The sequence below is a fragment of the Sphingopyxis sp. genome (assembly GCF_050725615.1).
In the GTDB taxonomy this organism is placed as follows: domain Bacteria; phylum Pseudomonadota; class Alphaproteobacteria; order Sphingomonadales; family Sphingomonadaceae; genus Sphingopyxis.
This window is the reverse complement of record NZ_JBOHHU010000038.1, coordinates 1-23036: the sequence shown is the minus strand read 5'-3', so window position 1 is coordinate 23036 and position 23036 is coordinate 1. Positions and strand designations below refer to the sequence as shown.

Here is a 23036-nt window from a genome sequence, read left to right as displayed (position 1 = left end):
GTCAAAATTTCGCGCCGACGGTGACGCCGTACGTCCGCGGCGCTCCGACATGATTATAGTCGAAGCCGAAACCGGCGAGCAGGTCGACCCGCGAGGTGAAGTAGAATTTGTTGGTAAGGTTCTTCCCCCAGACGGAGGCATTCCAGCGTCCGTCGGCGGACTCCCAGTCGATGTGCCCTGCCAACAGGACATAGCTGTCCTGCCGCAGCCGGGGAATGTTGAGCACCTCGAAATATTGGCTCGACGAATAGTTGATATCGCCGTGCAGGCTGAGCTTGCCGATCGAGTTATCCATCACCGTCGCGTCGCCCCCGCCGGTAAAGGTGAATTTCGGCGCATTCGACAGATTGTTGCCGCTGACATCGACGCCGCTGACGATGCCCTGTTTAATCTTGGTATCGAGCAGACCGACGCCGGCGCGCAGCGTCACCACGTCGGTCGCGCGCACGGTCAGTTCCGCCTCGCCGCCGAGAATGCGCGAGCGCGGGATATTGAGCAGGGTCTGCGCGGCGGTCGCGGGATCGATATTGATAAACTGCTGATTGCTATAGGAATAATGGAAAGCCGCGAGGTTGAGCGTGACGCGGCGATCGGCGAACTGGCTCTTCAGCCCCAATTCAAACGCTTCGATCTTTTCGGCCTTCGCGACCGAAAGCTCAGACGGATCGAAAAATGCCTGGGCGTTGAAGCTTGGCGCGCGATAGCCGCGGCTGTAATGGCTATAGACCATCACATCGGGGTTGATCTTGTAGTCGGCGCCGATTTTGCCGGACAGATTTTCGGTGCTGTAGTCGAGCTGCGACGGCGGGATCAGGTTCATGACAAGCACGCCGTTGGGGCCAAGGGCATTGGATTCGAAATTGCTTTGCGTCCCCTTGTCGTGCGTGAAGCGGATGCCGCCGCGCAGGGTCAACTGGTCGGCCACCTCGAAGCTCAGGTCCGAATAGAGCGCATAGCTTTTCTTGAGCTGATCGAAGCTGTTGCGAAACAGGCAGCCGAGCGGCAGGCCGATCGCGCAATCGGCATCGGTGACGCCGGGAAGTCCGTCGGAATCAATGTCCTTGCCGATTTCAAAGGTCGTCTCGTTATAGACCTTCTCGCGGTTGAAATAGGCGCCGAGGATGAAGTTGAACGGCCCGCCGAAATCGCTGGTCAGGCGCAGATCCTGCGCGAATTGCGTCGCGCGGTCGGTATAGGGAATTTCGAGCAACTCGGTCGCCGTGCCGTCGGTATCCTCATAGAAATTCAGCCGCCCCTTGTCCCACGAGGTGACGCTGGTGATCGCCAGCGTGTCGCTGAGATCGACCGTGCTGGTGAGCGACACCGACCAAGTGCGCGCACGGCGGCGGCCTGTGACGTTCGCCTCGATCTCGCGCCGCCCAAGGCCGGGCCTGTTCGTCGCTTCGGGCTGGGCATAAATGCCATAGTTGCGCGGGTTCTGATAACTGGTCGACGCGCGCAGGACAAAGCGCGCACCGTCGCTGGGTTCAAACAGCAAGCTGCCGCGCACCCCATATTCACGCACGCTGGCCAAGTCGGGTTTGCCCGGCAACTGGTTCTTGAACCAGCCGTCGGCGCGCGCGGCGGTGAAGGCGATGCGCGCCGCCAGTGTCTCGCCCAGCGGAACGCTCACCGCGCCATTGGCTTCATGGCGGTTGTAATTGCCGTAACCGAGGTTGAGATAGCCCTCGGTATCGCCGAGCACCGGCGTCCGGCTGATCAGATTGACCGCGCCGCCGGTGGTGTTCTTGCCATAGAGCGTCCCCTGCGGCCCACGCAGCACCTCGACGCGTTCGAGGTCGTACATGGCGACGCCGAGGAAGGCGAAATTGCCCTTGTAAACTTCGTCATAATAGGTCGCGACCGGGCTCGCCTGATTGAGGCTGTAATCGGACATCGACACCCCGCGCAGCGCGAAGATCGGCGTATTGTCGCCAACCGTCGAGGTGAGCTGGAGATTGACGATCTTGCTTGCCAGTTCGTCCGCCTGCGTGACGCGTTGCCGTTCCAGGGAATCCCCGCCGATGGCACTGACCGCGATCGGAACATCCTGCAGGCGCTCGGATCTTTTCTGTGCCGTCACGACAATGTCGGTTCCGTCCGTTATCGCGGCATCGGCGGTAGGCGTTTCCTGCGCCAGCGCCGGAACCGACACCCCCGCAAGCAGCAACAGCGCCATCGAGCGCGCCACACGACGCTCAGTCATTTTGGTCATTTGATACCCTCCCCTATTTTTTTGTTTCTCTGGCGGCGACGACGCGCGCGAGCAGGTCTGCCCGCACTGTCGCCGCTTCTGTCCTCAAAGGTTTCTTGCGCAATCGCCCGATTTCAGCGGGCGTGTAGGGCGCGAAATCATCGGGCACATGCGCCGCGTCGAAGCGCGTGAGCGACCAGTTGAGCACCTCCGCCAGCGCCGCGTCGGTCAAGGCGGCCGTCGCAACGCCCGGCACCTGCCCCAGATATTCGCGTCCTCCGGGAACGTGCAGGAACTGCCCGATTACCCCCGCCATCGTCGGCGTCGTCTGCGGTGTCCCCGTCGCATCGGCGCGGTGACAGCCCTGGCATTGTAGGATCCAGTTCTGCCGCGCGCGCAGTGGGTCGGCGACGCCCGGCATCGCCTCCACCCCGCCAAATGCCGGCGCCGTAGCCGCCGCTCCGGTCGCTACGATCAGCGCAGAGACGGCCAGCCACTTCATTTCACGGCGCTGCCCGGCCGCAGGCGGGCGACCGCCGCGCCGTTGAGTGCCGATCCGCCGGCGCGATATCCCGCGACTTCGCGCGGGGTGAAGGCCCGCGCCGACGAGCCTTTCACCACATGGTTGAGCACTGCCGCGACCTGCGTATCATTGAGCGCCGCCTGCGCGGGCATGGTTCCGCGATAGGGTTTCCCCCCGACGGTGAGCGGCCCGGACACGCCGCGGATCACCACGAGCACCAGGTAACGACGCCCCGCAGGGGTAGCGGCCAGCGCCTTGGCGTCGACCTTCAGCGACGGGAAGGCGCCCGGCACGCCCGCGCCATCGGCGAGATGGCAGGCGGCGCAGCGCTTGTAGACCGTCGCCCCATCGTCGGCGCGCGCGACCTGCGCGCTCGCGATCAGCCCGGCCAGCGTCAACAGGATTCCGACGCGCCGCATCATTGCTGCTCCAGCGCGACGCCGAGGATCACCGCGGTCGAACAATTATAGATCGCGCTCGACGTTCCAAGGCACCAGTTGATGTCGTTGTTGGCTTGCGGGCGAACCATCGGCCGGTCGCGCTCGTTGCGGTTGCACAGGCAGCGCCCGCACGAGGATTTGCCGCAGCAGTCGTTATAGCTGATGATATAGGCGCGGTTGTCGGCGGGGTTCTGACAGGTGCCGATCCAGGTGATCGGCGACATTTCGGTACCCGGCGGACAACTGCTCGCGGTGCCGCCGCAGCAGCTGCACAAAAAGCCGTCGATCGCGCAGTAACGCCAATAGTCGCATTGGGTCTGATCGCCCGGATCCTGCGGATTGCCGGTGGTTTGCGGCGCGATATGATCGCCGCCCCCGCCGCCATGCCCTCCCCCATGGGTCTGAGCGCGGGCAACCGGGAGGACGGGCAGTGTTGCCGCCCCGGTGATCGCCCCGCCGATCAGCGTCAGCAGGCTACGCCGTGACGTAGCGCGTGCGACCTGCCGCGTGACGGTTTCGGAAAATTTGTCCAGACGCGACATATATGTCCCCTTCTTGTCGGGTCGCGCGGCTCAGCCGCGTGCGAGATATTCCTGAATGGATGCGACGCGGCGTTCCTTGGCCTCGAACAGGCTTTCCAGATGCTCGCGATTGTTGACGAGGCCGAGCGAGGCGATGCGCCCCTCTTCGTCGACCAGCACCGCATAGGGCAGTTTCGACACGCCCAGCTTGCGGCCCAGCTCTTCGGACAGGACATAGTCGAAACCCGCCAGCCCCTCGGCCATCACCAGCCGGCGATGCCCAGCGGCATCACCGTCGCTCGCCAGCACTACGTCGAGCCAACCGCGCTCCGCCCCGCGCGCCGAGCGGACCACCGGCAGCAAGGTCTTGCAGACCGGGCAGTCGGGCGAGAGGAAGAAGATCAACTGCCCGCGCCGATGGCGCTTGCCACCGATGACGACCTGTGTCCCTTCGAGCGTTTCGAGCGTCATTTCAGGCGCCGCGTCACCGACATTAACCTTTTGGTGGAGCGTCAGCGCGCCAGCCGGAGCAATACGTTCGTGGAGCACCCCGACTTGCCGGGCGAGCGCCGCGACCAGCACGGCAAGTACCGCGACCGCGATCCACAGCAAAATTTGCGAAGCGAAAACAAAGCCGGTCATCGTGCGGCACTCCTGATGGGAAGATGGGCAATCTCGCCCGCCGCGAAGAGCAGCGCGAGAAAAGCGAGGGCGGCGAAGATCGACGGAATGTCGATTGCGCCGCCCCCGGCGGGAGAGACGAGCAGGACGAACGCGGCGGCGGCGAGCGCCAAGGCACGCCCGACCGCAAAGCGCCCTATGCCCTTGCGCCGCGCGCCAAAGTCGCAGCCGCAGTCCATCGCGGCATCGCCGCGACGGCGCGCTGCGAACAACGCCGCGCCATATCCGGCCCACAGCAGCGCCGCGAGCATGGCCCCAGCGGGGCGCGACGGCGGAAAGAGCAACGCGAGCGCGGCGGCGGCCTCGATCGTCGCGGCCGCCATCGTCAGCGGCATCGCGATCGCGGCGTCGATCCGCAGCAGGCCTGCGGTGGCCCCAGCCAGCCGACCGCGCTCGGCGAGCTTGTGCGCCGCCGCGACGCCCAGCACTGCGGCGAGGAAGAGGGTCAGAGCGGGCGTGATGATCGCCATCAGCGCGACGCCGTCATCGTCATCGGATCATGGGCGACATCGACGATCGTGCGAACGAAGGCGCCGCTGGCCGCATCATAGACGTCGAGCGATCCGTCGGGGCGCGAGGCGACAAGCAGCGGCGCGGCCTGCTGGGTCGCCTCGATCGACACGCTGTGGTTTTTGAGCGCGATGCGGCGGACGACCGTCCGGGTCCCGGGATCGATCACCCAGGCTTCGGTGCCGCCATCCTTGTGCGACCCTTCCTTGCCCTTGGGATTCATCAGCACATAGAGCCGTCCGGCGCGGTCGGAGGAGATGACCTGCCACCCGCCCGGCCGCCATTCGGGCTCGCCGCCCGATTGGACCGGGATCTTGAAAGCGCCCAGATCGCGCGCGGCGGTCCCCGAGAAATCGATCCCGCGAATACCGCCCTTGAAGCTGGCGAACCAAGCGGTCTTCCCGACCATCGCGGGGGTCATGAACAGCGGGTCATCGTCGATATCGTTGAACGCCGCGCTCGTAACCGTTTCGGCGGCTTTGCCCGCGGCGTCGAGGGTAATGCTGATCATCGTCCCATCGGCGCACAGCGAGGTGAAGCCGCGCGGCCCGGTCGGATACACCAGCGAACAGCCCGGAAGCTCGATGTCGGACAGGATTTTGCGCCCATCGAGATCGACCACTGTCACCGACGATCCGGGGGTGAAGTTGAACACCAGCGCCCATTTTTCGTCATTGGTCAGTTGCAGGCTGTTGCGCAGCGTGACGAACAGGCCGCGCTTGGCGCCGGGAAGGATGATCTCGCCCTTCGGCGCCAGGGTCTTGGTATCCCAGATGGTGATAACATCGGTGCGCTCGCCGCGGGTCAGCCGCGAAAGGAAGGTCTCGCCGACATAGATTTCGCCGCGCGTCGTCGACGGCAGGATATTGCCGAACTGCGCGACGGGGATCTGCCCGCGCACATGATGACTTTCGGCGGCCACATCAACGACGGCCGCGCGCCCGTCGGGCAGGCTGTTGAAATGCAGGTCATGCACGAGGACCCAGCTGTCGGGATAGTCGGCGGGAAGTTCGGCGACCGACGGCACCGGTTCCTCGGCCAGCGGCTTCGGATAATCCGCTGCTGCCGACATGCTGGCCGATGCCATCAAAATGGCAAAGGCCGCCCCACGTGCGATGCGCTGCATCATCACTCTCCCTGATCTGTTGTCGATGGCTCTGATGGCCGATTCGAGACAATATTGTTCATTTGCCCAAATTTAGTCAATCGTAAAAATTAGGTCACTTGTCCAAGGTGCGCGAGACGGTTAACTAGACCCCCGAAAGGCCACAGAAACTTGACGAATTTCATTGTTCCCGATTTGAAAATTACCCCGCGCACCGGGGGCTATGCCCGCGGCCAGGACGGCTTTGAGCATATTTTGCGTTCGGCACTGGCGCTGCTGGTGAACCACGGTTCGTCCGCATTGACGCTGCGTCGGATCGCCACCGAGTCGGGAATGAACGTCGGCAATCTCAACTATTATTTCCGGTCGAAGGAGGAACTGATCCGCGAACTGCTCAACGCGGTGATCAGCAGTTATGAAGAGTCATTCGACGAGATCGTCCATGAGGCCGGCGCGCCCGCCGAAGCACGGCTCGAAAATCTGGTCATGCTGATCCTCGAGGACATCACGACAAAAAAGACGACGCGCTTTTTCCCAGAACTCTGGGCGATGGCGAACCACGACCCCTTTGTTTACGACCGGATGAACGAACTCTACGACCGCGCACGCGTGTCGCTCAACGAGCTGATCGGCGAGATCAACCCGGCGCTTCCCGATGATGAGCGCAAGATATTGGCGCTGTTCATCTCGGCCTCGATGGAGGGGATGACGATGTTCGCCGGTTATGAAAAACCCTGGCGCGCACAGATGCCGATGCTGGAAGCGATCGCGCGGCGCAGCTTCATTCAGTTGGTGAGCACGCTACGCGCCGGCGAAATCAAGGGAAGCTAAATATACGCTGGCGACGCCATCATGGCGGATCAGCATGACGGCCATCAAACCGACGACGAGCATCTGGCGCAGATATTGGTTGCCCGCGCGCGATACGCCGCCGAGCCTACACCGGGCTTTGTCAAAAGAGGAGCTTTCTTGGACGGCGCTCGTGGCGATGAATCCGCCGGTTGCCTTGAACATGTGCCGCTCACTTGGCGAGAATGCTCATTCTCCGACATTTTTTCTGCACCCCTGATGTCATGGAAAAGCTACCTGCGCCGATGACTCGATCCGCCTGCCTCGCGACCATATCTGCGCGACGGCGTTGCTGTCCGTATCGAGCAGAGAGATGTCATCGAGAGGGTTCCGGCAGCATCAGCGCATCTCCAATAGGACATCGGGATATTGTCGATGAGCACGGCGAATGTCGGCGCGGCGTGACGATATGGTCTGGCCGGGTGGCAAACCGGCCATCTACGATGAAGTACGGTCTACGGCCGCGTTTCGGCTCCGGGATGTTGAGGCAGGTCATCGATCGCGGTGCTCCTGCCCCACGCCTTGGGCGCCGTGCGTCGATCGCTGCCGAAGCGATCGAACAGCCAGCCCACGGCCCGCCAGGTCATCACTGTCAGCATGATCGAGACGACGCCGTCCGACAGCCAGTGCCAGCCAAGATGGACGGATCCGACCAGGATGGTGGCCGCGAAGATCAGCGCGCAGTTGCGCAGCCACTTCGGCTTGCGGGCAGCGATGAAGCACCAGACGACCGCCATCGACACGTGCATCGAGGGCATGGCCGAAATCCCCGTGCCGATCTTCAGCGTTCCATAGTTGTCAAGCAGGTAGCTCCGCGCGGCGTCGGTCGAACCGTTGCCCGTCGCCGCCAGATCGGCCAGCAGGGGCCCGAATTGGTCGCCGCCGTAGAAATGATCGTAGAAGATCGGTCCTACCGACGCGGTGCCGATCGCGAGCAACGAACCGAACAGGAACCAGCACAAGGCGATCGTCAGCAGCGCCCGGAACTTCGTCTCATAATCGCGGGTGAGGAGGAGCCAGACAAAGACCGCGAGTTGGACGACGTGCCACGCGGTGTAGGCGCTTTCCAACAGGTAGGTAGCATTGGTTCCGAAGAGGCGATGCGTGAAAACATAGGCGTCGGCGCCAAAGATTCCGCGTTCGAGGCGCAGCAAGACATGGTCGAAATAGAAGGGCTGCAGCAGCGGGATCGCATTTTTCAGGACCTTCACGGCCTGGAAGAATAGCGTGAGCAGAAAGACGAGATACAGGTTGATCGCGACATAGGGCAGAATTTCGCGGACCAGCGGAACAAGGTGGCGCGCCGGATGTTCGACTCCCCGGCGGAACATCTGCACCAGGCGAACGAAGATCCAGACCGGCGCGGCAAAGATGAGGATCAGCCCCGGGATGCCCAATATCACGCCGAGGCGGATGGGCTCCAAACCCGCCGTTCTGGCCAGATGGTTCGACACGAAGAAGCACAGGATGCTGAGCAGTGTAAGCGACGCCAGCCCCAGCCGGACCGTCTTATCAGACAAGGAAGCGCGCGAAGCGGACATCGGCGATGATCCTGCGCCCAACGCCGCCGTCATGGCAAGAGGGCGCGGGAACAAGCCGCCGGCCCGCCGGGGTTCAGGCCAATGCCGACTGTCGCTGACGATAGGTGACGTTCACTCGTTCCGACATCAGCAGATAGGGCAGCCAGACCATCATGCTGATCAGGATCGCCTTCATGTTGCCCGACAGCACGGTGCCGATACCGCCGGCGACGGCGGGAGGGAGTCCGGGCGCCGCCGCCAGATATTGGGCAAGGATCAATTGACCGCACAGGTCGATGCCCCAGGTCAGGAGCAGCAACCGCGGGAACCACGGAACGCGGCGCAGCGCCGCGAAGAAGCACAGGACATAGAGGAAATTCATCAGCGCAAGGTCGGTCGCCATGCCGACGAAGATCATCTGACCCCAAAGCGGGGCGTTGCTGTTCATCGCGGGTACCGCCGTGATGAATTCGGCAGTGCGGACCGGCACGTTCAGCATCATCCCGACTATCAGCGAAGCCATGAAACCGCCCGCACCGAACGCGCGGTGCGCACGCGCGGTGAGGACATCGATCGTGTGCCAGCGACCGACGCGGGCCAGCCGGATTTCGGGCTGGGCATAGACGAGCCCATGCGGAAACAACCGGTCCGCCGCCCACCACGCCGCGAAAGGGCTGGTCAGGATCAGCATATAAGGCAGCACGGTTTCGGCAAATGAACGCAGGCCGGTCGGGGCGACGACAGGGAAGGCCACCTTCAGCATGCAGATGGCGCCCAGGACGACGGTCCATCCCAGCAGCAGGCGGGGAAAGGCGATGCCGAGCCAGGATACCAGCCGCACGCTCCGGCCGTAATAGCGGCGCCGCAAGGCTGCGAAACGGGTGGCGATCATGGAAGCAGGGTCGATGCTCATAGTCACAAGTGTAAAGCGGTAACGTTAATAACATCTATGCGTTCCCCCTGCCTGTCGGCAAGTCCGGCCATCCGCCGCTATCTCTTGGAATTATTTGGCTGCTTCCCCCCGCCACCGCCGGAATCGAACGACTCGGACACGGCATATATTGCACGGTATTGAAAATCGAATTTGGTTAACGGGTTAAGTCGCCTTAACTTATTGTTAACATATGTTAAAATTCTGTTGACGAAACTTCCGGCTTGGGTTCTCATTACAGCGTTCTCGACGGGGGGGTTCGAAGAGACGTTTATTCGGGTGTTGGCCCAGGTTTCCGCGCTGGAAGCGAACCAACAACGGGTCGCACCGGACAATCGAAAAACCTCAGACGGAACGTCTTGGCTGCCGTGACCAGGTGGCTTGGACGGATTTTTGGCGGCGCGCCTTTGCGTCCGACATTGTGAGGGAATGTGACATGACGACCTTTCTGAAAAATTTCGTTCGTGACGACAGCGGCGCTTCGGCCGCAGAATATGCGCTGATCCTGGCGATCGTCGGGGTCGGCATCGCCGGCGCTGCGGTTTACCTGCGCAACGAAATCACCGGCGCCATTGTCGGTGCAGCTGACGACGTGGGCGCCGCAGGCTCGGCTGCGCCGGTCACCACCGCACCGTAACGACGCCAATGTCACCGGACAGGTTCGCCTGCCCGGTGGCTAGTTGCGTCGGGACATCGGTGAGGCACGTGGGGGCGGCAACATGACCAGTTCGCGCAATCAGATCATCATCGCGGTCGCAGTCCTGCTGGGGCTGCTCGTCGTGTTTCTGGTCAACGCCTATTTTTCAGGCCTGGAACAAAAGAGCCAGAACACCGCCAAGGCGAACAATCTGGTGACGCTGGTGGTGGCGGCGCAGCCGCTGGGGTTCGGCACGCCGATCACCGCCGAAAATACCCGGCTGGTCAACTGGCCCGCCAACTCGGTTCCCGCCGGCGCCTTTCGCACCACCGCCGGACTGATCAACGCCGCTCGCGGCCAACGCGTCGCGCTGCGCCCGATAGAGGCCGGCGAACCGATTTTGGCCAGCAAGGTCAGCGGCGACAACGGCCGCGCGACGATTGCCACGCTGCTCGCCGACGGCATGCGCGCCGCGTCGATCCGCATCGACGACGTGTCGGGCGTCGGCGGCTTCGTCATTCCCGGCGACGTCGTCGACGTCCTTCTGACGCGCCAGACGCCCGGTGAAGGCGCCGACCGCAACGACCAGATCACCGACGTCGTGCTCGAAGGCGTCCGTGTCATCGGCATCGACCAACTGGCCGACGAGAACAAGACGACGCCTGTCGTGGGGAAGGTCGCGACGCTCGAGGTCAGCCCGGTCGGCGCCCAGAAACTGGCGCTGGCGCAAAAGGTCGGCACCCTGTCGCTGGCGTTGCGCAACGTCACCAGCCTGGTCCAGAACGAAGGCGGCGGCCCGACCATCGGCCAGCGTGACCTCGGCAACGGCAACTGGAGCTACTCGCCCCGCAGCGAATCGCCCGCGCTTGCCGGCCTGCCACCGGAATATGCCCCGCAATATGTCATGCCCGCCGCGCCGCGCGTCCCGGCGGCGCCACCCGCTCCGCGCCGGCCCACCGGCCCGACCGTCGAAATCATACGCGGCACGGAAGGCGCGACTTACGAGGTGAAAAAATATGGGCATTGATCGCCTCCGCCGGCAGCGCTGGGCCATCGCCCTCACCGCGCTGATGCTGGCGCCCGCAGGCACCGCTGCGGCGCAGATGAGCGTGCAGACCGGCGACGGCGCCGGGGTGCATGCGGGTCAGCTCGACGTGCCGCTCAACAAGAGCCAGATGCTGACGACCGACCGACCGTTCGGCAAGGCCTTCATCGGCAATGACGAGGTGGCCGACATCCTGCCGCTTTCCGACCATTCGCTCTATGTCCTCGGCAAGAAGATGGGGACGACCAGCCTGACCGTGCTCGACAAGGCAGGCCGCGTGCTCGCGGTGCTCGACGTCGCAGTGGGCCCCGACGTCATCTCCCTGCGTCGCCAGCTTGCCGAGCTGATCCCGGGACAGCCGATCGGCGCTGCCATTTCGAACGATTCGATCGTCCTGACCGGCGTCGTCAGCGACGCCGTCGCCGCCGACCGCGCGGTCCAGCTTGCGAAAACCTACGCCGGCGACCGCGTCGTCAATATGATGGCGGTGGGGTCGAGCCAGCAGGTCATGCTCGAGGTCCGCTTTTCGGAAATCAACCGCCAGTCGGGCAAGCAGATCGGCGTCGGCAGTTTCCTGAACAACCGGTCGGGCAGCTTTGGCGGCGTGACCGGCAACGGCGCCTCGCTGACCCCCGATCCCGACACCGGCGAAGGGATTTTGCGCCTCTCCGCCATCACCGACAGTTTCGGTATCTTCCGCAAGAGTTTCGGTATCGGCGGCGTCGACGTGCTCGGCGTGCTCGACGCGCTGGAGACCAAGGGGCTGGCCAAGACGCTTGCCGAACCGACGCTGATCGCGCTGTCGGGCGAAAAGGCGTCGTTCCTGGCCGGCGGCGAATTTCCGATCCCGGTCGCGCAAGGGAACGGCAGCGGCGGCGGCCTGAATGGCGGGCAATCGGTCACGATCGAATTCAAGCCCTTCGGCGTCAGCCTGGGCTTCACGCCCACGGTCCTCGCCGACGGGGTGATCAACCTGGTCGTCGAGCCCGAGGTCAGCTCGATCGATCCGACCGCATCGATCGTGCTCAACGGATTGACCATCCCCGGCTTGCAGACGCGGCGCGCCAGCACGACATTGGAGCTTCGCGACGGCGAGAGTTTTGCGATCGCCGGGCTGATCCGCTCCGATTTTTCGAACACCGTCCGGCAGGTGCCGATCCTGGGATCGATCCCGATCATCGGCGCCTTGTTCCGCTCCACCGGCTTCACCCGCGGCGAAACCGAACTGCTGATCGTGGTCACCCCGCGGCTCGTCCAGCCGGTGCGCCCGGACCAGATCGCGCTGCCGACCGATCGCGTCGGCGACCCGACCGAGCTCGACCTGTTCCTGCTCGGCCGCACCGACACCGCCGTCCCAGCCGTGCCGAACGTCACCCAAATGCCCCCCCCGCCGGCGACCAAGCCGGCTGACTCGACAGGAGGCGGATATGAATATTGATCACCGGCTGATGCTGGCCGGGGTCATCGCCCTGCCGCTGATGGCCGCCTGCACCCCGATCGACGCCACGATGGGCAATGCCGTGAAACAAAGCTTTGCCGCGCAGGTGGTCGATCCCGATCCGCGATATGACGAACGGCAGGAGACCCAGGCCGACAAGGTGGTGCCCGCCGTCGTCCGTTATCGGTCGGACCAAGTCAAAAAGCCCGACACGATCCGCACCACCGACACAAAGAGCGGCGCGCCGCAATAGCCACTGGAAGGATCGCTTGAGCCATGCCCGCCCCGATGCCCGCCAGCCTGATACGCGATGAAAGCGGCGCCACGGCGGCCACCTTCGCGATTGCGCTGTTCGCGCTCGTCGGCATCGCGGGTGTCGGTTTCGACTATACGCGGCTTGCAGCCATGGACAGCGAGCTGCAGAACGGCGCCGATCAGGCCGCGCTGGCCGCGGCGACCCAGCTCGACGGAAAGGCCGGCGCGTGCATGCGCGCCGGCGCGGCGGCCGTCGGCCTTGTCAGCAATCTGACCCTGCTTGCGAACGACGGCAACGGCCCCGCGGTCACTATCCAGGTCGAAACCGCGTGCGACGCCGTGGGCAGTATCCGCTTCTATCGCAACAAGGAAAAAACCCTCGCCGCTCGAAACGACGGCGAAGCACGTTTCGTGCTGGTCACAGTCGATGCGCGCGTCGCCGAATACGCTTTTACCCCCGTCATCGGCGTGCTGAACAGCGGCGACATCGAGGCGGCGGCGTTTGCCGGCCTCGGCTCCGCAATTTGCAAGATTCCGCCGGTGATGATGTGCAATCCGAACGAGGCGACCGATCCCAATTTCTCGTCCGTCGACTACACGGGACGGGGGATCAGGCTGATCGCCAATGACGGCGGCAGCAATTACGGCGCGGGCAATTTCGGCTATCTGGAAAACATCGGCGGCGCCAACGGCGTGCCGGGAATCCGCGACGCCCTCGGCCTGAATGCGCCGCCGGGCGATTGCGTCGCCGCCGATGGCGTGACGACAAAACCCGGGGTGCAGGTGACGGTGCTGAACGCTCTCAACACGCGGTTCGATATCTACGACAGCAGTCTCAATTCCACCTGCACAAACAATGGCACGCTCTGCCCGCCCGCGACCAACGTCCGCAAGGATGTGATGCGCGGCAATGGCGCCAGTTGCGCCTTTCAGCCCGGCAACGGAAACAACGGCTGGAAACTGCCCGCCAATCCCTATTTGCCAACGTCGGCGACGGTGCCGCTGACGGCGGCGCAGGCGGCCGCCCTTTCGCCAATGGGCTATCCCCGCGACATGTGCCACGCGGTGAGCAACACGGGTTCGTGCAGCCGCGGGCAGATTGGCAGCGGCATCTGGGATGTCATGGCCTATTTCCGTTCGAATACGGCGAGCTATCCGACGGTGCCCACGTCAGGCGAACTAATGAGTTGGTTTGGTACCGAGACACCGACGCGCTATCAGGTCTATCAGTTCGAGACAGCAAACGCAGCCACGCGACTGGCGCCTCAGACTGCTGCCGGGCGCACGGCCTATGGGCGGCCGGTCTGCGTTACGCCCGGCATCGCACCCTCGCCAACCGTGCCCGATCGGCGATTGCTCAGCGTCGCCGTGGTCAACTGCGCGGCGGAAGGGGTCGGCGGCCGGACACCCGACGTCACGGTCACCAAATGGATCGACGTTTTCCTCGTCGAACCCTCGCTTCCGCGCGCCCGAACCGAAATGAGCGACGTCTATGTCGAGTTCGTACGCGAAACGGCGCTGGGCGGAGGAGGCGGCACGACGGGCAATACCGTGCGTCGTGACGTTCCCTATCTGATCGAATGAGCCGGCTGCGCATCCTTGGTGTGCTGCGTCGGTTTGGGCACGACCACAGTGGGGTCGCAGGCGCCGAAATGGCGCTCATCCTGCCCATGCTGCTCGTGCTGATGTTCGGAGGGTTCGAGGCCGGGGCCTATTTCTGGACCGAGCACAAGGTTATCAAGGGGCTCCGCGACGGCGCCCGTTTCGCAGCGCGCCAACCCTTTGCCGGATGCACGGCACCAACGGGAGCGAGGTTGACGCAGATTCAGAATCTGACCCGCACGGGCCGGCTGACCGGCGGAACGCCGAAGGTGTCCGGCTGGTCCAACAGCGACGTGACGGTGACCGTCTCATGCGTCGCCCGCGACACCAACGGCTTTAGCGGAAGCGGCCTTTACAAGGCCCAGACCAGCGGCGCGCCGCATGTGACCGTTTCGACGCGAATAGCCTACCCTTCGCTGTTCCAAACGCTCGGCTTCGATACGACGGGCGTCGTCGTGCAGGCCTCGGCCAATGCGGCGGTCACCGGCGCATGAAGGCGTGGCGGAGCCTTTGGTCGGACACACATGCCGGACCGGCAGCGGAATTCGCGCTGGTCCTGCCGCTGATCCTGCTGTTCCTGTTCGGCATCATCGACGTCGGCCGCTATGTCTGGGAGGTCAATCGCGCCGAAAAGGCCACGCAGACCGGCGCCCGGCGGGCGGCGGTGACCGCCCTCATCCCCAGCGGCCTCGCGACTTACAGCTTTGCGGTTTCGGGCGGGGTTCCGGCGGGCGGCACGGTGAGCAACACCGCCTTTCCCGGGGTGAGTTGCAGCAGCGCGGCGGGAACGGTGTCGTGCGCCTGTTCGCCGGGAGGCACATGCGGCTGGCCGTCAACGGTCAACACCAACGCTTTCACCGCGCTCGTCGCGCGGATGGACGACATAAAGGCCGACATCACCGCCGACGACGTAGTCGTAGACTATTCATGGTCCGGGCTTGGTTTCGCCGGCGACCCCAATGGTCCCGACGTCGTGCCGATCATAACGGTGCGGCTGCGAAATCAGGAATTCCGGCCGTTCGTCGGCATCCTCTTCAACGGCGCCGTGTCGCTTCCCGACTTCAGCTATTCGCTGACGATGGAAGATGGCGCCGACATGATTTCGAACTGAAAGCCAAAGAGATGGGTAAGCGCGAACTGATAGCCCTGTTATCGAAGGACCTGCCTTTGGAGTTGACGAGCAGCATTCATCTCGTGATTTCGGACCACGAACTCGCCGCCTCTTATCTTGCCGATACGGATGCGGACAGTATCAACCTTCAAATCACCGTCGTCGGGCCACTTGCGGCGATCCCCGATTCAGCGATCACAAACGCCTCGGTTTTGATCGTCGAGGTCGACGGCGCCAATCGTGATTCGATGCAGCGACTGTCGCGCGTGCGGTCCGTCCGTCCGACGCTTCCGATCATCGTCGCGATGCGCAACGCCGATGTAAAAAGCGCACGCATGCTGGTCCGCCAGGGCATTGCCGATGTCATCGACCTGCCGCTCGTCCATGCCGAACTCCAAGAGAGCGTTTATAACATCCTTGCGATGCAGCGTGCATCTGACGCAAAGCGCTCACATCTGGCGCCCGTCGTCGCGGTGGCGCAAAGCGTTGGCGGTATCGGCGCGACCACTATAGCGACGCATCTCGCGCACGCGCTGGGCAACCGAAACGATCAGGGCCGGGGTTGCTGCCTCATCGATCTTGACCTGCAATTCGGCAACGCCGCTTCATTCGTCGGGGCGTCGGCAAAACTGACGATGGACGAATTGCTGGCGGCCGGCCACCGGGTCGATGGACAACTCGTTCGTTCGGTCGCTTGTGACGGCCCGGCCGGCGTATCGGTGATAGCGGCGCCCGAACGAATTATGCCGATCGAAGAGGTCGATACCGAACAATTGCTGCGTGTGATCAACCTGGCGCGGGAGGAATATGATTTTGTCGTTCTCGATTTGCCGGGGAATTGGGCGAACTGGACCCTGTCCGCAATCGCCGCCTCGACCGTGGTCTTGCTTGTCGTCGAACTTTCCATTGGAAGTTTGAAGCAGGCGAAGCGCCGTATCCAGCTGTTTCGCGATACCGACATCGGCGTCGACCGCGTCCGCATCGTCGCCAATCGCGTCGAGAAGCGGCTGTTTCGAACCATCAATCTTCAAGATGCCGCAAGTGCGCTCCAGCACGACGTCCTGGCGAGCGTCCACAGCGATTATCAAACCGTCCAATCTGCGCATGACGAAGGGGTGCTGGTCGGAAAGGTCAACCGCAAGGCCAAGGTTTCGGCCGATCTGGAAAATCTTGGCCGGTTGGTCGGAGATATCCTTGCTGCGGGCGAGGGTTGAGCCATGTGGCAGATCAGGAAACCGATGGCAGTCGAGCAGCCGGCGTCGGACGAGGTGGTCGATCCCGGAGTCGCGGAGCGTCCAGCTCCGGTCGCTGGACAGAAGGACAATTTTCTCGCGCTGAAGGTTCAAGTGCACCGGGACTTGCTGGACGAGATCAACCTTGCGCAACTGGACAAGCTATCGCGCGCCCAGATCGAGACGGAAGTCGGCGACCTCGTCAGCGAAATGCTTGGCCGCCAGCATCACGCCCTCAACAGCGTCGAGCGCCGAACGCTCGTCTCTGAAGTCCTGGATGAACTTCTAGGCCTTGGCCCCCTCGAACCGTTGCTCAAGGACGACACGATCACCGACATATTGGTGAACGGGCACAATACGGTTTTCGTCGAGCGCGGCGGGGTACTCGAAAGGGAAGAGACGAGGTTTAAGGACGAGCGGCATTTGCTGCGCATCATCCAGAAAATCGTCAGCGCCGTTGGTCGCCGTATCGACGAGTCCTCGCCGTTCGTGGACGCGCGGCTGGCCGACGGCTCGCGGGTGAATGCGGTCGTCCCGCCGCTGGCAATCGACGGATCGCTGCTTTCGATCCGCAAGTTCGCCCGCGTTCCGATCAGCATGGCGAAGCTGACCGAGCTTGGCAGCGTGCCGGAATCGATCGCCGAAGTGCTGTCGGCAATTGTCCGCGCCCGCCGCAACGTCCTGATCTCAGGCGGAACAGGATCGGGCAAGACGACGTTGCTCAATGCCATGTCATCCTACATCGACGAACGCGAGCGGATCGTCACGATCGAGGACTCGGCCGAACTCCAATTGCAACAGGCGCATGTCGCGCGGCTCGAAACGCGACCGGCGAACATCGAGGGCAATGGCGAGATCACGCAGCGCGAACTGGTCAAGAATGCCCTTCGCATGCGCCCGGATCGCATCATCGTGGGCGAAGTCCGCGCCGGCGAAGCATTCGATATGCTGCAGGCGATGAACACCGGCCATGATGGATCGATGACGACCGTGCATGCCAATACCGCGCGCGACGCCCTGTCGCGCGTCGAACAGATGATCGGAATGAGCGGGATCGACATGCCCCCGCGGTCGGCGCGCGCGCAGATTGCCTCGGCAATTCACGTCGTCGTGCAGGTCGGACGTCTGTCTGACGGTCGGCGGCGACTGCTCAGCCTGTCAGAGTTGACCGGCATGGAAAGCGACGTCGTGACGATGCAGGAAATCTTTCGCTTCCGCATGGCCGGACGCGACGCCAACGACATGGTCATAGGCCGGTTCGAGGCGACCGGCATCCGCCCCAAGTTCCTCGACGAACTGTCGACCCATGGCGTGACCTTGTCGCCCGAACTGTTCCGACCGGATCGGAGCCTCGATTGACATGACCGACGCGGGACTCCGTTTCCTGACGCTCATCGCGCTCTTCGCCCTCGTCGTACTGACGGTGCAGTTCGCTGTGGCGGCGATCGCTCGGAGCCGGACGAAGAGCACGGCGGTCAACAGGCGGCTGCGCATGATCGAAAGCGGCGTCGATCGCCAGGTCGTGACCTCGCGCTTGCGCAAGACGTCCCCGAACGAATTCGCCGCTTTTCCCGAATATGTCGCGAAATGGCTGATCCGCCTGCGGCAACTGCTCAATGCGGCGAACATCCAGATGTCCGCCATGCAGGTTGCGACCATCATGGCGATGGCATCGGCATTGCTCGCGGCGCTGGTCCTCATCGGGGCAGCGCTTGCCGGCTTCGTGATCAGCCCAGGCGTGGTCCAGCTAGCCGCGTGCTTCGGCCTGGCGCTGGGCGTGCTCATTCCGCTGATGGTGATCAGCCGTTTCGCGCAGGCCAGACGGCGGAAAATCGAATCCCAGTTTCCGATCGCACTGGACATATTCGTTCGCGGCCTGCGATCGGGACATCCGATACCCTCGGCGCTGGAACTCCTCACCACCGAGATGGAAGATCCGATCGGCAGCGAGTTCGGGATCGTGCTCGACGAGATTGCCTATGGGTTCGATTTGCGTGACGCGCTGTTTCGCATGGCCGAGCGATGGGGCCTGACCGATATGCATATGTTCGTCGTGTCGGTTTCGGTGCAAACCGAAACCGGCGGCAATCTTGCGGAAATTCTGGAAAATCTCAGCGGCGTCATCCGCGAGCGCGCCAGCATGTTCATGAAGGTCCGCGCCCTCAGTTCGGAAGGCAGGATGACGGCGCTCATCCTGACCGCGCTGCCCGTGATGGCCTTTGCCGGACTCTTTACCAGCAACCCCGGATTCTATCTCGACGTCGCGCAGGATCCTATGTTCGTGGTCGGCTTCGGGGGTTTGGTCGTCCTATATTTCATCGGCTTCTTCACCATCCGTTCGATGATCGATCTGAAGGTCTGACATGCTCGAATATCTGGCTTCCTCGCTGTATCTGCGCATCGCCGTCCTGATGATCATATTCGTGCTCGTCGTGGGCACGGTGGCAACCCTGTCGCGCTTCCTGACGGGACGCGCGCGCGTGATCGGCCGATTGCATGAAATACCCGAAGGCCCGGTCGCGACGACAACGGGAAGCTTGCGGGGCTCGGCCAACAGTTCGCGCTGGGCCAAGCTGACCGACGCCATCGAGCGATCGGGCGTGTCGCTCGCCGATTCCAAAAGCGATGCGCTGCGAACGCGAATGATCGCCGCCGGTTATGAATCGCCAGCCGCTCCCAAAATCTACACGCTGATCCGGCTGGTTATGATCTTTGCCTTGCCGACGGCGATCGTCCTCCCCCAATTTTTCGCGGCCGAACCGCCGTCCCTGCTCCGCCTCTATTTCTACGGCGCCGGCCTGGCCGTGCTTGGCCTCGTCCTGCCCAGTCTCTGGCTGAGCGCCAAAGCCGATCGGCGGCGCGAGGAAGTCGTCAACGGCTTTCCCGACTCGCTTGACCTGATGCTGGTCTGCGTCGAAGCCGGGCTTGGGCTGGAAGCTGCCCTCGATCGTGTGGGTCGCGAGATGGTTACGTCACACCCCCTGATCGCAAGAATGCTGTCTCAAACCACGCTCGAACTGCGCGCGGGCGCGAGCCGTGAAGAAGCGCTGCGCAATATGGCGGGCCGGACCAAGGTCGATGAAATTCGCGCTTTTGCCACGCTTCTTATCCAGTCGGACAAGCTGGGATCCAGTATCGGCACCACGTTGCGAGTCTATGCGAATGAAATGCGCGAAAAGCGCCGCATGAGAGCCGAAGAAAAAGCGCATCGCCTTCCGGTCCTGCTGTCGATCCCGCTCGTCGTCTGCATGTTGCCCGTAATGATCGGCGTATTGATGCTGCCCGCTGCGGTTCGCGTGGTTCGCGAGGTGGTGCCCGCCTTGGCCGGGGGTGGATAGGATGCGTCCCGCCCCCTGGCTCTTGGCGCTATGCGCTGGCTTGACGTTGGTCGGCTGCGCCATCGGCGCGCGACCGTTGATCGGACTTCGGCCAGTCTCCAATGCACCGGTTCTTGCCGACCTCTCGACGTCGGAATCGCTCGTCAAGGGACGGTCCTATCTGGCGATGAAACAATATGGATTGGCGATCGAGCTGTTCAAGAAAGCGTCGCGGGATCCGGCGTCGGAGGCCGAAGCCTATAACGGGCTCGCGATCGCCTATGAAGCGATCGGACGCCCCGACCTTGCCGAACGCTATTTCGAACAGGCCATGTCGCTCGCCCCGGAACAGCCGCGCTATGTCGCTAATCTGCAACGCTTTTACGCGGGCTCGGGCCAGAAGGAGAAAGAGCGCCGGCTCATCGCCGACATCGCCGCGTCCAAGCTGGACCCCGGCGTTCGCGAACCGGTCGATCCGTCGATGCCCGACCGTCTGGCCCTCAACGGCGGCGAGCCTCAGGCTGCGCGGTCGACGACGACAGAGGCCACCGCGTTGACGCAGCAGATCGAGCTCGCATCGGGGACGGTCCTGAACGACGAAAGCACCGTGCCGCTTCCTCTGGCACTGGCGTGGGTGCAGCTGCGTCTGGACAACAGGCCCGTCGAGGAGGCCAACGCGCTTGAATGTTTCCTTCGCCAGGCTTCGACGGTGGCGTGCGACTGGCTATCAGCCGGAAACGGTGGCGAGCTGAACATCGCCGGTGGCGCGTTTCTGACCCGCTTGTCGCTAGGCGAGGTATTTCTCGTAACCGCGCCGACAGCGGGCCGTGCGCCGATATCGACGGCCACTTTCCAACGTCCCCCGCCGATGTCCAATCGTGCCTATCTTGGGCTGGTTGCCGCAGCCCTGCAGCGGCAAAACGACCTGGAAGCCGCCATGCAGCATGGCGGCGCAGTGGAAACAGCAAACTGGTCGAACGAGCCGCGATTTGCGTTCCGGACGACACTGCTGGGTAGTCGGCGATGAGAATTCGCCAATGGACGTTTATTGCGCTGCTCCTGTCGCTGACAGCGGCGTCGCCATGCCGCGCCGCCGACGCTCCCGTCCCGCAGTCGCAGGAGGAATTTTCAGACCCACGGCAGGCCGCGCGCCTGATCGGAGCGCTCGACCGAGCAATCCGGGCGGGCCGGCACCTTGAAGCGCATGGCCTCGTGCGGCAGATCGACAGGTTCGAAGAGCTGGAACGGGCGCCTGCGGTGCAGCTACTGAAAGCCGAACTGGCGATTGCGGAACAGAGGGAGGATCTCGCCGCCGCAGCGCTCCAACGGCTTGGCCCGGGCGAAGGGGGATGCCGGGTCAACGTCGCATTTGCCTGGCTGGACAACGCACAGCGCCGATATGATGCGGCGGTGCAGCGGCTGCAACGCGCCGCAGACATTTGCCCCGACCAGCTTTCGATATGGCAGCAGCTTGCTGCAAATCAATTTGCCAGAGGTAATGTCGAAGGCACCATAAACGCCTTGCGCCATGCAATTGCAATTCGTCCCGAAGACCCGCAATTGGCGAACGCTCTTGCGGTTGCCTTGACCGAAGCGGGCCATGTCGAGGAAGCCGTCGCGCTGCTCGACCAAACTGTGCGAAGGGCTCCGGGGCCAAAGACGGGATGGCTCAACCGGGACATGGCGAGCGCGATGGCGGGAGAACCGCCTACCCGAGATCCAAGCGATACGACAGCACGCTGGAGCGAGCGGCTGGAGGCCGGCGGCGATGGTGCGCTGGCGAGCGGCCGAACCGACATGGCCCGCTCGCTCTTCGCCCAGGCAGCCCTTCTTCGGGAGCGAATGGATTCGGTCCTCTGGAAAAAATTGTCCGACCTGGGGTCGCGCGAATGACCACCGCTCAGGCGCTGTTCCTGGCGATGTATATCGCAATCCTGATCGGAGCGGCGTTGAACGACGCTCGCGAGTTCCGTATTTCCAACGCATTTCCGGTTGCTCTGCTCATACTCTTTGTCGTGGGAGCGGCGGCCGGAATCGTGCCGGTCGTGCACATCGGATCACATGTGGCGCATTTCGGCGTTGCGTTGATTGGCGGAATGTCGCTCTACAGCATCGGATGGTTCGGCGGAGGAGATGCGAAGCTCTACGCGGCGACCGCGCTCTTCGTCCCGTTCGGAGACGGCTGGTTCCTCCTGCTGTGGATCGCGTTGGCCGGCTTTGGCCTGCTTGTGGTCACGATGATTTGGCGTGTTCTGTCAGCGATGTTCACGTCATCGACGCCGACGCGGCGCCAAGGTATTCGCAAAATTGACCGCCGCATCGCATATGGCATCGCAATAGCGATCGGCGGGGTAGGCGCCATCACGACGTCAGCAAATAGCGTGATATTCTAGACAGCGGGGTAGCAATGGCCGCCATGAAGGACATGGCCAAGGGAACGCAAACGACACCGAACCACGGACGGCGCTTGCCAGAGGAGGGAAGATCTTCGCCCCCTCTGCGACAATAAGCCGACGGGCCCGAGGCCCGCGCTAAATGGAGGCCCCTGTGGATGCGCACATCCTTCAGCGACATCACCTCGACACTTTCGGCCAGCGGGTTCCTCTCATGCCCTGGCTAGACCAGCAATCGCCGGGCCGAATCCAAATCGCTGTAGGCGTGATGAAAACCGCGTTCGAATTTCGGTTGCAGGCGACGCTTGATCTCGACTGCCCGGAGCCGCCGCCCGGAAGCGCCAGGAGGAGATCGATCTCGGCGCCTGCGGCCGTGCGGTAGAAATTGGCTTGCGTACCTTCGAAACTGCCGCGATCAGCGTTCCCTTTTCGCGGAATCACGTCAGGAAGGCTGAAACGTCCGAAAAGGGCATAGCCATCGCCCTGGCGACCCGACCGATCTTCCGATTCCACTCTCGCTGCAGTCAGATTTGGCAGGTTCTTTTTTCCAAATTCCCTCGCTCAGGAGAAAATTGATGCGTCCGGATCTGCTGGATATGTGGGGACGCTGACGTGACCCCCTGATTTTCCTCCAACAGTGATTAGAGTCCGGCCTTGAAGGAAGGACGGACAGATGAAGCGTTTGAGGTTTTCGGAAGAGCAGATCATCGGGGTGTTGAAGGAAGCGGAGGC

The 23036-nt window shown here is 63.2% G+C and carries 25 protein-coding genes; 15 read left to right on the top strand and 10 right to left on the bottom strand.

The window, feature by feature from the left end; all coding sequences use genetic code 11:
* Position 1: 1 nt before the first annotated feature.
* The 7 genes from ACREB7_RS10780 to ACREB7_RS10750 are packed head-to-tail and all read right to left on the bottom strand — an operon-like array spanning position 2 to position 5995.
* The gene (locus ACREB7_RS10780; RefSeq protein WP_431592276.1) at positions 2 to 2215 is read right to left on the bottom strand and encodes a TonB-dependent receptor; all 2214 of its coding nucleotides are present in this window, start codon (positions 2213 to 2215) and stop codon (positions 2 to 4) included.
* A gap of 13 nt (positions 2216 to 2228) precedes the next feature.
* A complete protein-coding gene (locus ACREB7_RS10775) occupies positions 2229 to 2696 on the bottom strand; it encodes a cytochrome C (protein WP_431592275.1) in 468 nt (155 codons plus the stop codon).
* Positions 2693 to 3136 carry a c-type cytochrome gene (locus ACREB7_RS10770; RefSeq protein WP_431592274.1) on the bottom strand — a complete coding sequence of 148 codons (444 nt, stop codon included), beginning with the start codon at positions 3134 to 3136 and terminating at the stop codon, positions 2693 to 2695. Before ACREB7_RS10770 ends, ACREB7_RS10775 begins: the two co-directional genes overlap by 4 nt.
* On the bottom strand, positions 3136 to 3699 hold the full coding sequence (locus ACREB7_RS10765) for a methylamine dehydrogenase light chain (RefSeq protein WP_431592273.1): 564 nt from the start codon (positions 3697 to 3699) through the stop codon (positions 3136 to 3138). The genes ACREB7_RS10770 and ACREB7_RS10765 overlap by 1 nt, the downstream gene beginning before the upstream one ends.
* A 30-nt stretch (positions 3700 to 3729) precedes the next feature.
* Positions 3730 to 4320 (bottom strand): redoxin family protein, encoded by a 591-nt coding sequence (locus ACREB7_RS10760; RefSeq protein WP_431592272.1) that lies wholly within the window; start codon positions 4318 to 4320, stop codon positions 3730 to 3732.
* Positions 4317 to 4829: a MauE/DoxX family redox-associated membrane protein gene (locus ACREB7_RS10755; protein ID WP_431592271.1), complete on the bottom strand. Its 513-nt coding sequence runs from the start codon at positions 4827 to 4829 to the stop codon at positions 4317 to 4319. Before ACREB7_RS10755 ends, ACREB7_RS10760 begins: the two co-directional genes overlap by 4 nt.
* Positions 4829 to 5995, bottom strand: a complete 1167-nt coding sequence (locus tag ACREB7_RS10750) for an amine dehydrogenase large subunit (protein WP_431592270.1) — start codon at positions 5993 to 5995, stop codon at positions 4829 to 4831. Before ACREB7_RS10750 ends, ACREB7_RS10755 begins: the two co-directional genes overlap by 1 nt.
* A 150-nt stretch (positions 5996 to 6145) precedes the next feature.
* On the opposite strand from ACREB7_RS10750, the gene ACREB7_RS10745 reads away from it, so the two are divergent.
* On the top strand, positions 6146 to 6805 hold the full coding sequence (locus ACREB7_RS10745; protein WP_431592269.1) for a TetR/AcrR family transcriptional regulator: 660 nt from the start codon (positions 6146 to 6148) through the stop codon (positions 6803 to 6805).
* Here ACREB7_RS10745 and ACREB7_RS10740 read toward each other — a convergent pair.
* From ACREB7_RS10740 to ACREB7_RS10730, 3 genes are all read right to left on the bottom strand, one after another.
* The gene (locus tag ACREB7_RS10740) at positions 6776 to 6988 is read right to left on the bottom strand and encodes a hypothetical protein (protein WP_431592268.1); all 213 of its coding nucleotides are present in this window, start codon (positions 6986 to 6988) and stop codon (positions 6776 to 6778) included. The genes ACREB7_RS10745 and ACREB7_RS10740 overlap by 30 nt on opposite strands.
* Before the next feature lie 290 nt (positions 6989 to 7278).
* Complete coding sequence (locus ACREB7_RS10735; RefSeq protein WP_431592267.1) at positions 7279 to 8418, bottom strand: phosphatase PAP2 family protein; 1140 nt, start codon at positions 8416 to 8418, stop codon at positions 7279 to 7281.
* A gap of 19 nt (positions 8419 to 8437) precedes the next feature.
* Positions 8438 to 9235: a DUF2569 domain-containing protein gene (locus tag ACREB7_RS10730; protein ID WP_431592266.1), complete on the bottom strand. Its 798-nt coding sequence runs from the start codon at positions 9233 to 9235 to the stop codon at positions 8438 to 8440.
* Positions 9236 to 9710: 475 nt separating this feature from the next.
* Between ACREB7_RS10730 and ACREB7_RS10725 the strand changes: the two genes are divergently transcribed.
* The 14 genes from ACREB7_RS10725 to ACREB7_RS10660 all read left to right on the top strand — a co-directional run bounded on the left by ACREB7_RS10725 (position 9711) and on the right by ACREB7_RS10660 (position 22304).
* The gene (locus ACREB7_RS10725; RefSeq protein ID WP_431592265.1) at positions 9711 to 9911 is read left to right on the top strand and encodes a Flp family type IVb pilin; all 201 of its coding nucleotides are present in this window, start codon (positions 9711 to 9713) and stop codon (positions 9909 to 9911) included.
* 82 nt (positions 9912 to 9993) lie between these two features.
* A complete protein-coding gene (gene cpaB, locus ACREB7_RS10720; RefSeq protein WP_431592264.1) occupies positions 9994 to 10938 on the top strand; it encodes a Flp pilus assembly protein CpaB in 945 nt (314 codons plus the stop codon).
* Positions 10928 to 12394: a type II and III secretion system protein family protein gene (locus tag ACREB7_RS10715; RefSeq protein ID WP_431592263.1), complete on the top strand. Its 1467-nt coding sequence runs from the start codon at positions 10928 to 10930 to the stop codon at positions 12392 to 12394. Before cpaB ends, ACREB7_RS10715 begins: the two co-directional genes overlap by 11 nt.
* On the top strand, positions 12384 to 12647 hold the full coding sequence (locus ACREB7_RS10710) for a hypothetical protein (protein WP_431592262.1): 264 nt from the start codon (positions 12384 to 12386) through the stop codon (positions 12645 to 12647). The genes ACREB7_RS10715 and ACREB7_RS10710 overlap by 11 nt, the downstream gene beginning before the upstream one ends.
* Before the next feature lie 23 nt (positions 12648 to 12670).
* Entirely contained in the window at positions 12671 to 14233 is a 1563-nt protein-coding gene (locus ACREB7_RS10705) for a pilus assembly protein TadG-related protein (protein WP_431592261.1), read from the top strand.
* Positions 14230 to 14745: a TadE/TadG family type IV pilus assembly protein gene (locus tag ACREB7_RS10700; RefSeq protein WP_431592260.1), complete on the top strand. Its 516-nt coding sequence runs from the start codon at positions 14230 to 14232 to the stop codon at positions 14743 to 14745. Before ACREB7_RS10705 ends, ACREB7_RS10700 begins: the two co-directional genes overlap by 4 nt.
* The gene (locus tag ACREB7_RS10695; protein ID WP_431592259.1) at positions 14742 to 15362 is read left to right on the top strand and encodes a TadE/TadG family type IV pilus assembly protein; all 621 of its coding nucleotides are present in this window, start codon (positions 14742 to 14744) and stop codon (positions 15360 to 15362) included. Before ACREB7_RS10700 ends, ACREB7_RS10695 begins: the two co-directional genes overlap by 4 nt.
* An 11-nt stretch (positions 15363 to 15373) precedes the next feature.
* The gene (locus tag ACREB7_RS10690) at positions 15374 to 16576 is read left to right on the top strand and encodes an AAA family ATPase (protein WP_431592258.1); all 1203 of its coding nucleotides are present in this window, start codon (positions 15374 to 15376) and stop codon (positions 16574 to 16576) included.
* A gap of 3 nt (positions 16577 to 16579) precedes the next feature.
* Positions 16580 to 17953 carry a CpaF family protein gene (locus ACREB7_RS10685; protein WP_431592257.1) on the top strand — a complete coding sequence of 458 codons (1374 nt, stop codon included), beginning with the start codon at positions 16580 to 16582 and terminating at the stop codon, positions 17951 to 17953.
* Between the two features lie 133 nt (positions 17954 to 18086).
* Positions 18087 to 18956, top strand: coding sequence for a type II secretion system F family protein (locus ACREB7_RS10680; RefSeq protein ID WP_431592256.1), 870 nt, complete (start codon positions 18087 to 18089; stop codon positions 18954 to 18956).
* Between the two features lies 1 nt (position 18957).
* Positions 18958 to 19932, top strand: a complete 975-nt coding sequence (locus ACREB7_RS10675; RefSeq protein WP_431592255.1) for a type II secretion system F family protein — start codon at positions 18958 to 18960, stop codon at positions 19930 to 19932.
* Between the two features lie 40 nt (positions 19933 to 19972).
* Entirely contained in the window at positions 19973 to 20938 is a 966-nt protein-coding gene (locus ACREB7_RS10670; RefSeq protein ID WP_431592254.1) for a tetratricopeptide repeat protein, read from the top strand.
* Complete coding sequence (locus ACREB7_RS10665; RefSeq protein ID WP_431592253.1) at positions 20935 to 21804, top strand: tetratricopeptide repeat protein; 870 nt, start codon at positions 20935 to 20937, stop codon at positions 21802 to 21804. The genes ACREB7_RS10670 and ACREB7_RS10665 overlap by 4 nt, the downstream gene beginning before the upstream one ends.
* Positions 21801 to 22304, top strand: coding sequence for an A24 family peptidase (locus ACREB7_RS10660; RefSeq protein ID WP_431592252.1), 504 nt, complete (start codon positions 21801 to 21803; stop codon positions 22302 to 22304). The genes ACREB7_RS10665 and ACREB7_RS10660 overlap by 4 nt, the downstream gene beginning before the upstream one ends.
* The last annotated feature ends 732 nt before the right edge of the window (positions 22305 to 23036 follow it).

Coding starts and splice junctions, on each gene's coding strand:
- ACREB7_RS10780 (WP_431592276.1), bottom strand. CDS start 2,215: ATGACCAAAATGACTGAGCGTCGTGTGGCGCGCTCGATGGCGCTGTTG.
- ACREB7_RS10775 (WP_431592275.1), bottom strand. CDS start 2,696: ATGAAGTGGCTGGCCGTCTCTGCGCTGATCGTAGCGACCGGAGCGGCG.
- ACREB7_RS10770 (WP_431592274.1), bottom strand. CDS start 3,136: ATGCGGCGCGTCGGAATCCTGTTGACGCTGGCCGGGCTGATCGCGAGC.
- ACREB7_RS10765 (WP_431592273.1), bottom strand. CDS start 3,699: ATGTCGCGTCTGGACAAATTTTCCGAAACCGTCACGCGGCAGGTCGCA.
- ACREB7_RS10760 (WP_431592272.1), bottom strand. CDS start 4,320: ATGACCGGCTTTGTTTTCGCTTCGCAAATTTTGCTGTGGATCGCGGTC.
- ACREB7_RS10755 (WP_431592271.1), bottom strand. CDS start 4,829: ATGGCGATCATCACGCCCGCTCTGACCCTCTTCCTCGCCGCAGTGCTG.
- ACREB7_RS10750 (WP_431592270.1), bottom strand. CDS start 5,995: ATGCAGCGCATCGCACGTGGGGCGGCCTTTGCCATTTTGATGGCATCG.
- ACREB7_RS10740 (WP_431592268.1), bottom strand. CDS start 6,988: ATGTTCAAGGCAACCGGCGGATTCATCGCCACGAGCGCCGTCCAAGAA.
- ACREB7_RS10730 (WP_431592266.1), bottom strand. CDS start 9,235: ATGATCGCCACCCGTTTCGCAGCCTTGCGGCGCCGCTATTACGGCCGG.
- ACREB7_RS10725 (WP_431592265.1), top strand. CDS start 9,711: ATGACGACCTTTCTGAAAAATTTCGTTCGTGACGACAGCGGCGCTTCG.
- cpaB (WP_431592264.1), top strand. CDS start 9,994: ATGACCAGTTCGCGCAATCAGATCATCATCGCGGTCGCAGTCCTGCTG.
- ACREB7_RS10715 (WP_431592263.1), top strand. CDS start 10,928: ATGGGCATTGATCGCCTCCGCCGGCAGCGCTGGGCCATCGCCCTCACC.
- ACREB7_RS10710 (WP_431592262.1), top strand. CDS start 12,384: ATGAATATTGATCACCGGCTGATGCTGGCCGGGGTCATCGCCCTGCCG.
- ACREB7_RS10705 (WP_431592261.1), top strand. CDS start 12,671: ATGCCCGCCCCGATGCCCGCCAGCCTGATACGCGATGAAAGCGGCGCC.
- ACREB7_RS10700 (WP_431592260.1), top strand. CDS start 14,230: ATGAGCCGGCTGCGCATCCTTGGTGTGCTGCGTCGGTTTGGGCACGAC.
- ACREB7_RS10695 (WP_431592259.1), top strand. CDS start 14,742: ATGAAGGCGTGGCGGAGCCTTTGGTCGGACACACATGCCGGACCGGCA.
- ACREB7_RS10690 (WP_431592258.1), top strand. CDS start 15,374: ATGGGTAAGCGCGAACTGATAGCCCTGTTATCGAAGGACCTGCCTTTG.
- ACREB7_RS10685 (WP_431592257.1), top strand. CDS start 16,580: ATGTGGCAGATCAGGAAACCGATGGCAGTCGAGCAGCCGGCGTCGGAC.
- ACREB7_RS10680 (WP_431592256.1), top strand. CDS start 18,087: ATGATCGAAAGCGGCGTCGATCGCCAGGTCGTGACCTCGCGCTTGCGC.
- ACREB7_RS10675 (WP_431592255.1), top strand. CDS start 18,958: ATGCTCGAATATCTGGCTTCCTCGCTGTATCTGCGCATCGCCGTCCTG.
- ACREB7_RS10665 (WP_431592253.1), top strand. CDS start 20,935: ATGAGAATTCGCCAATGGACGTTTATTGCGCTGCTCCTGTCGCTGACA.
- ACREB7_RS10660 (WP_431592252.1), top strand. CDS start 21,801: ATGACCACCGCTCAGGCGCTGTTCCTGGCGATGTATATCGCAATCCTG.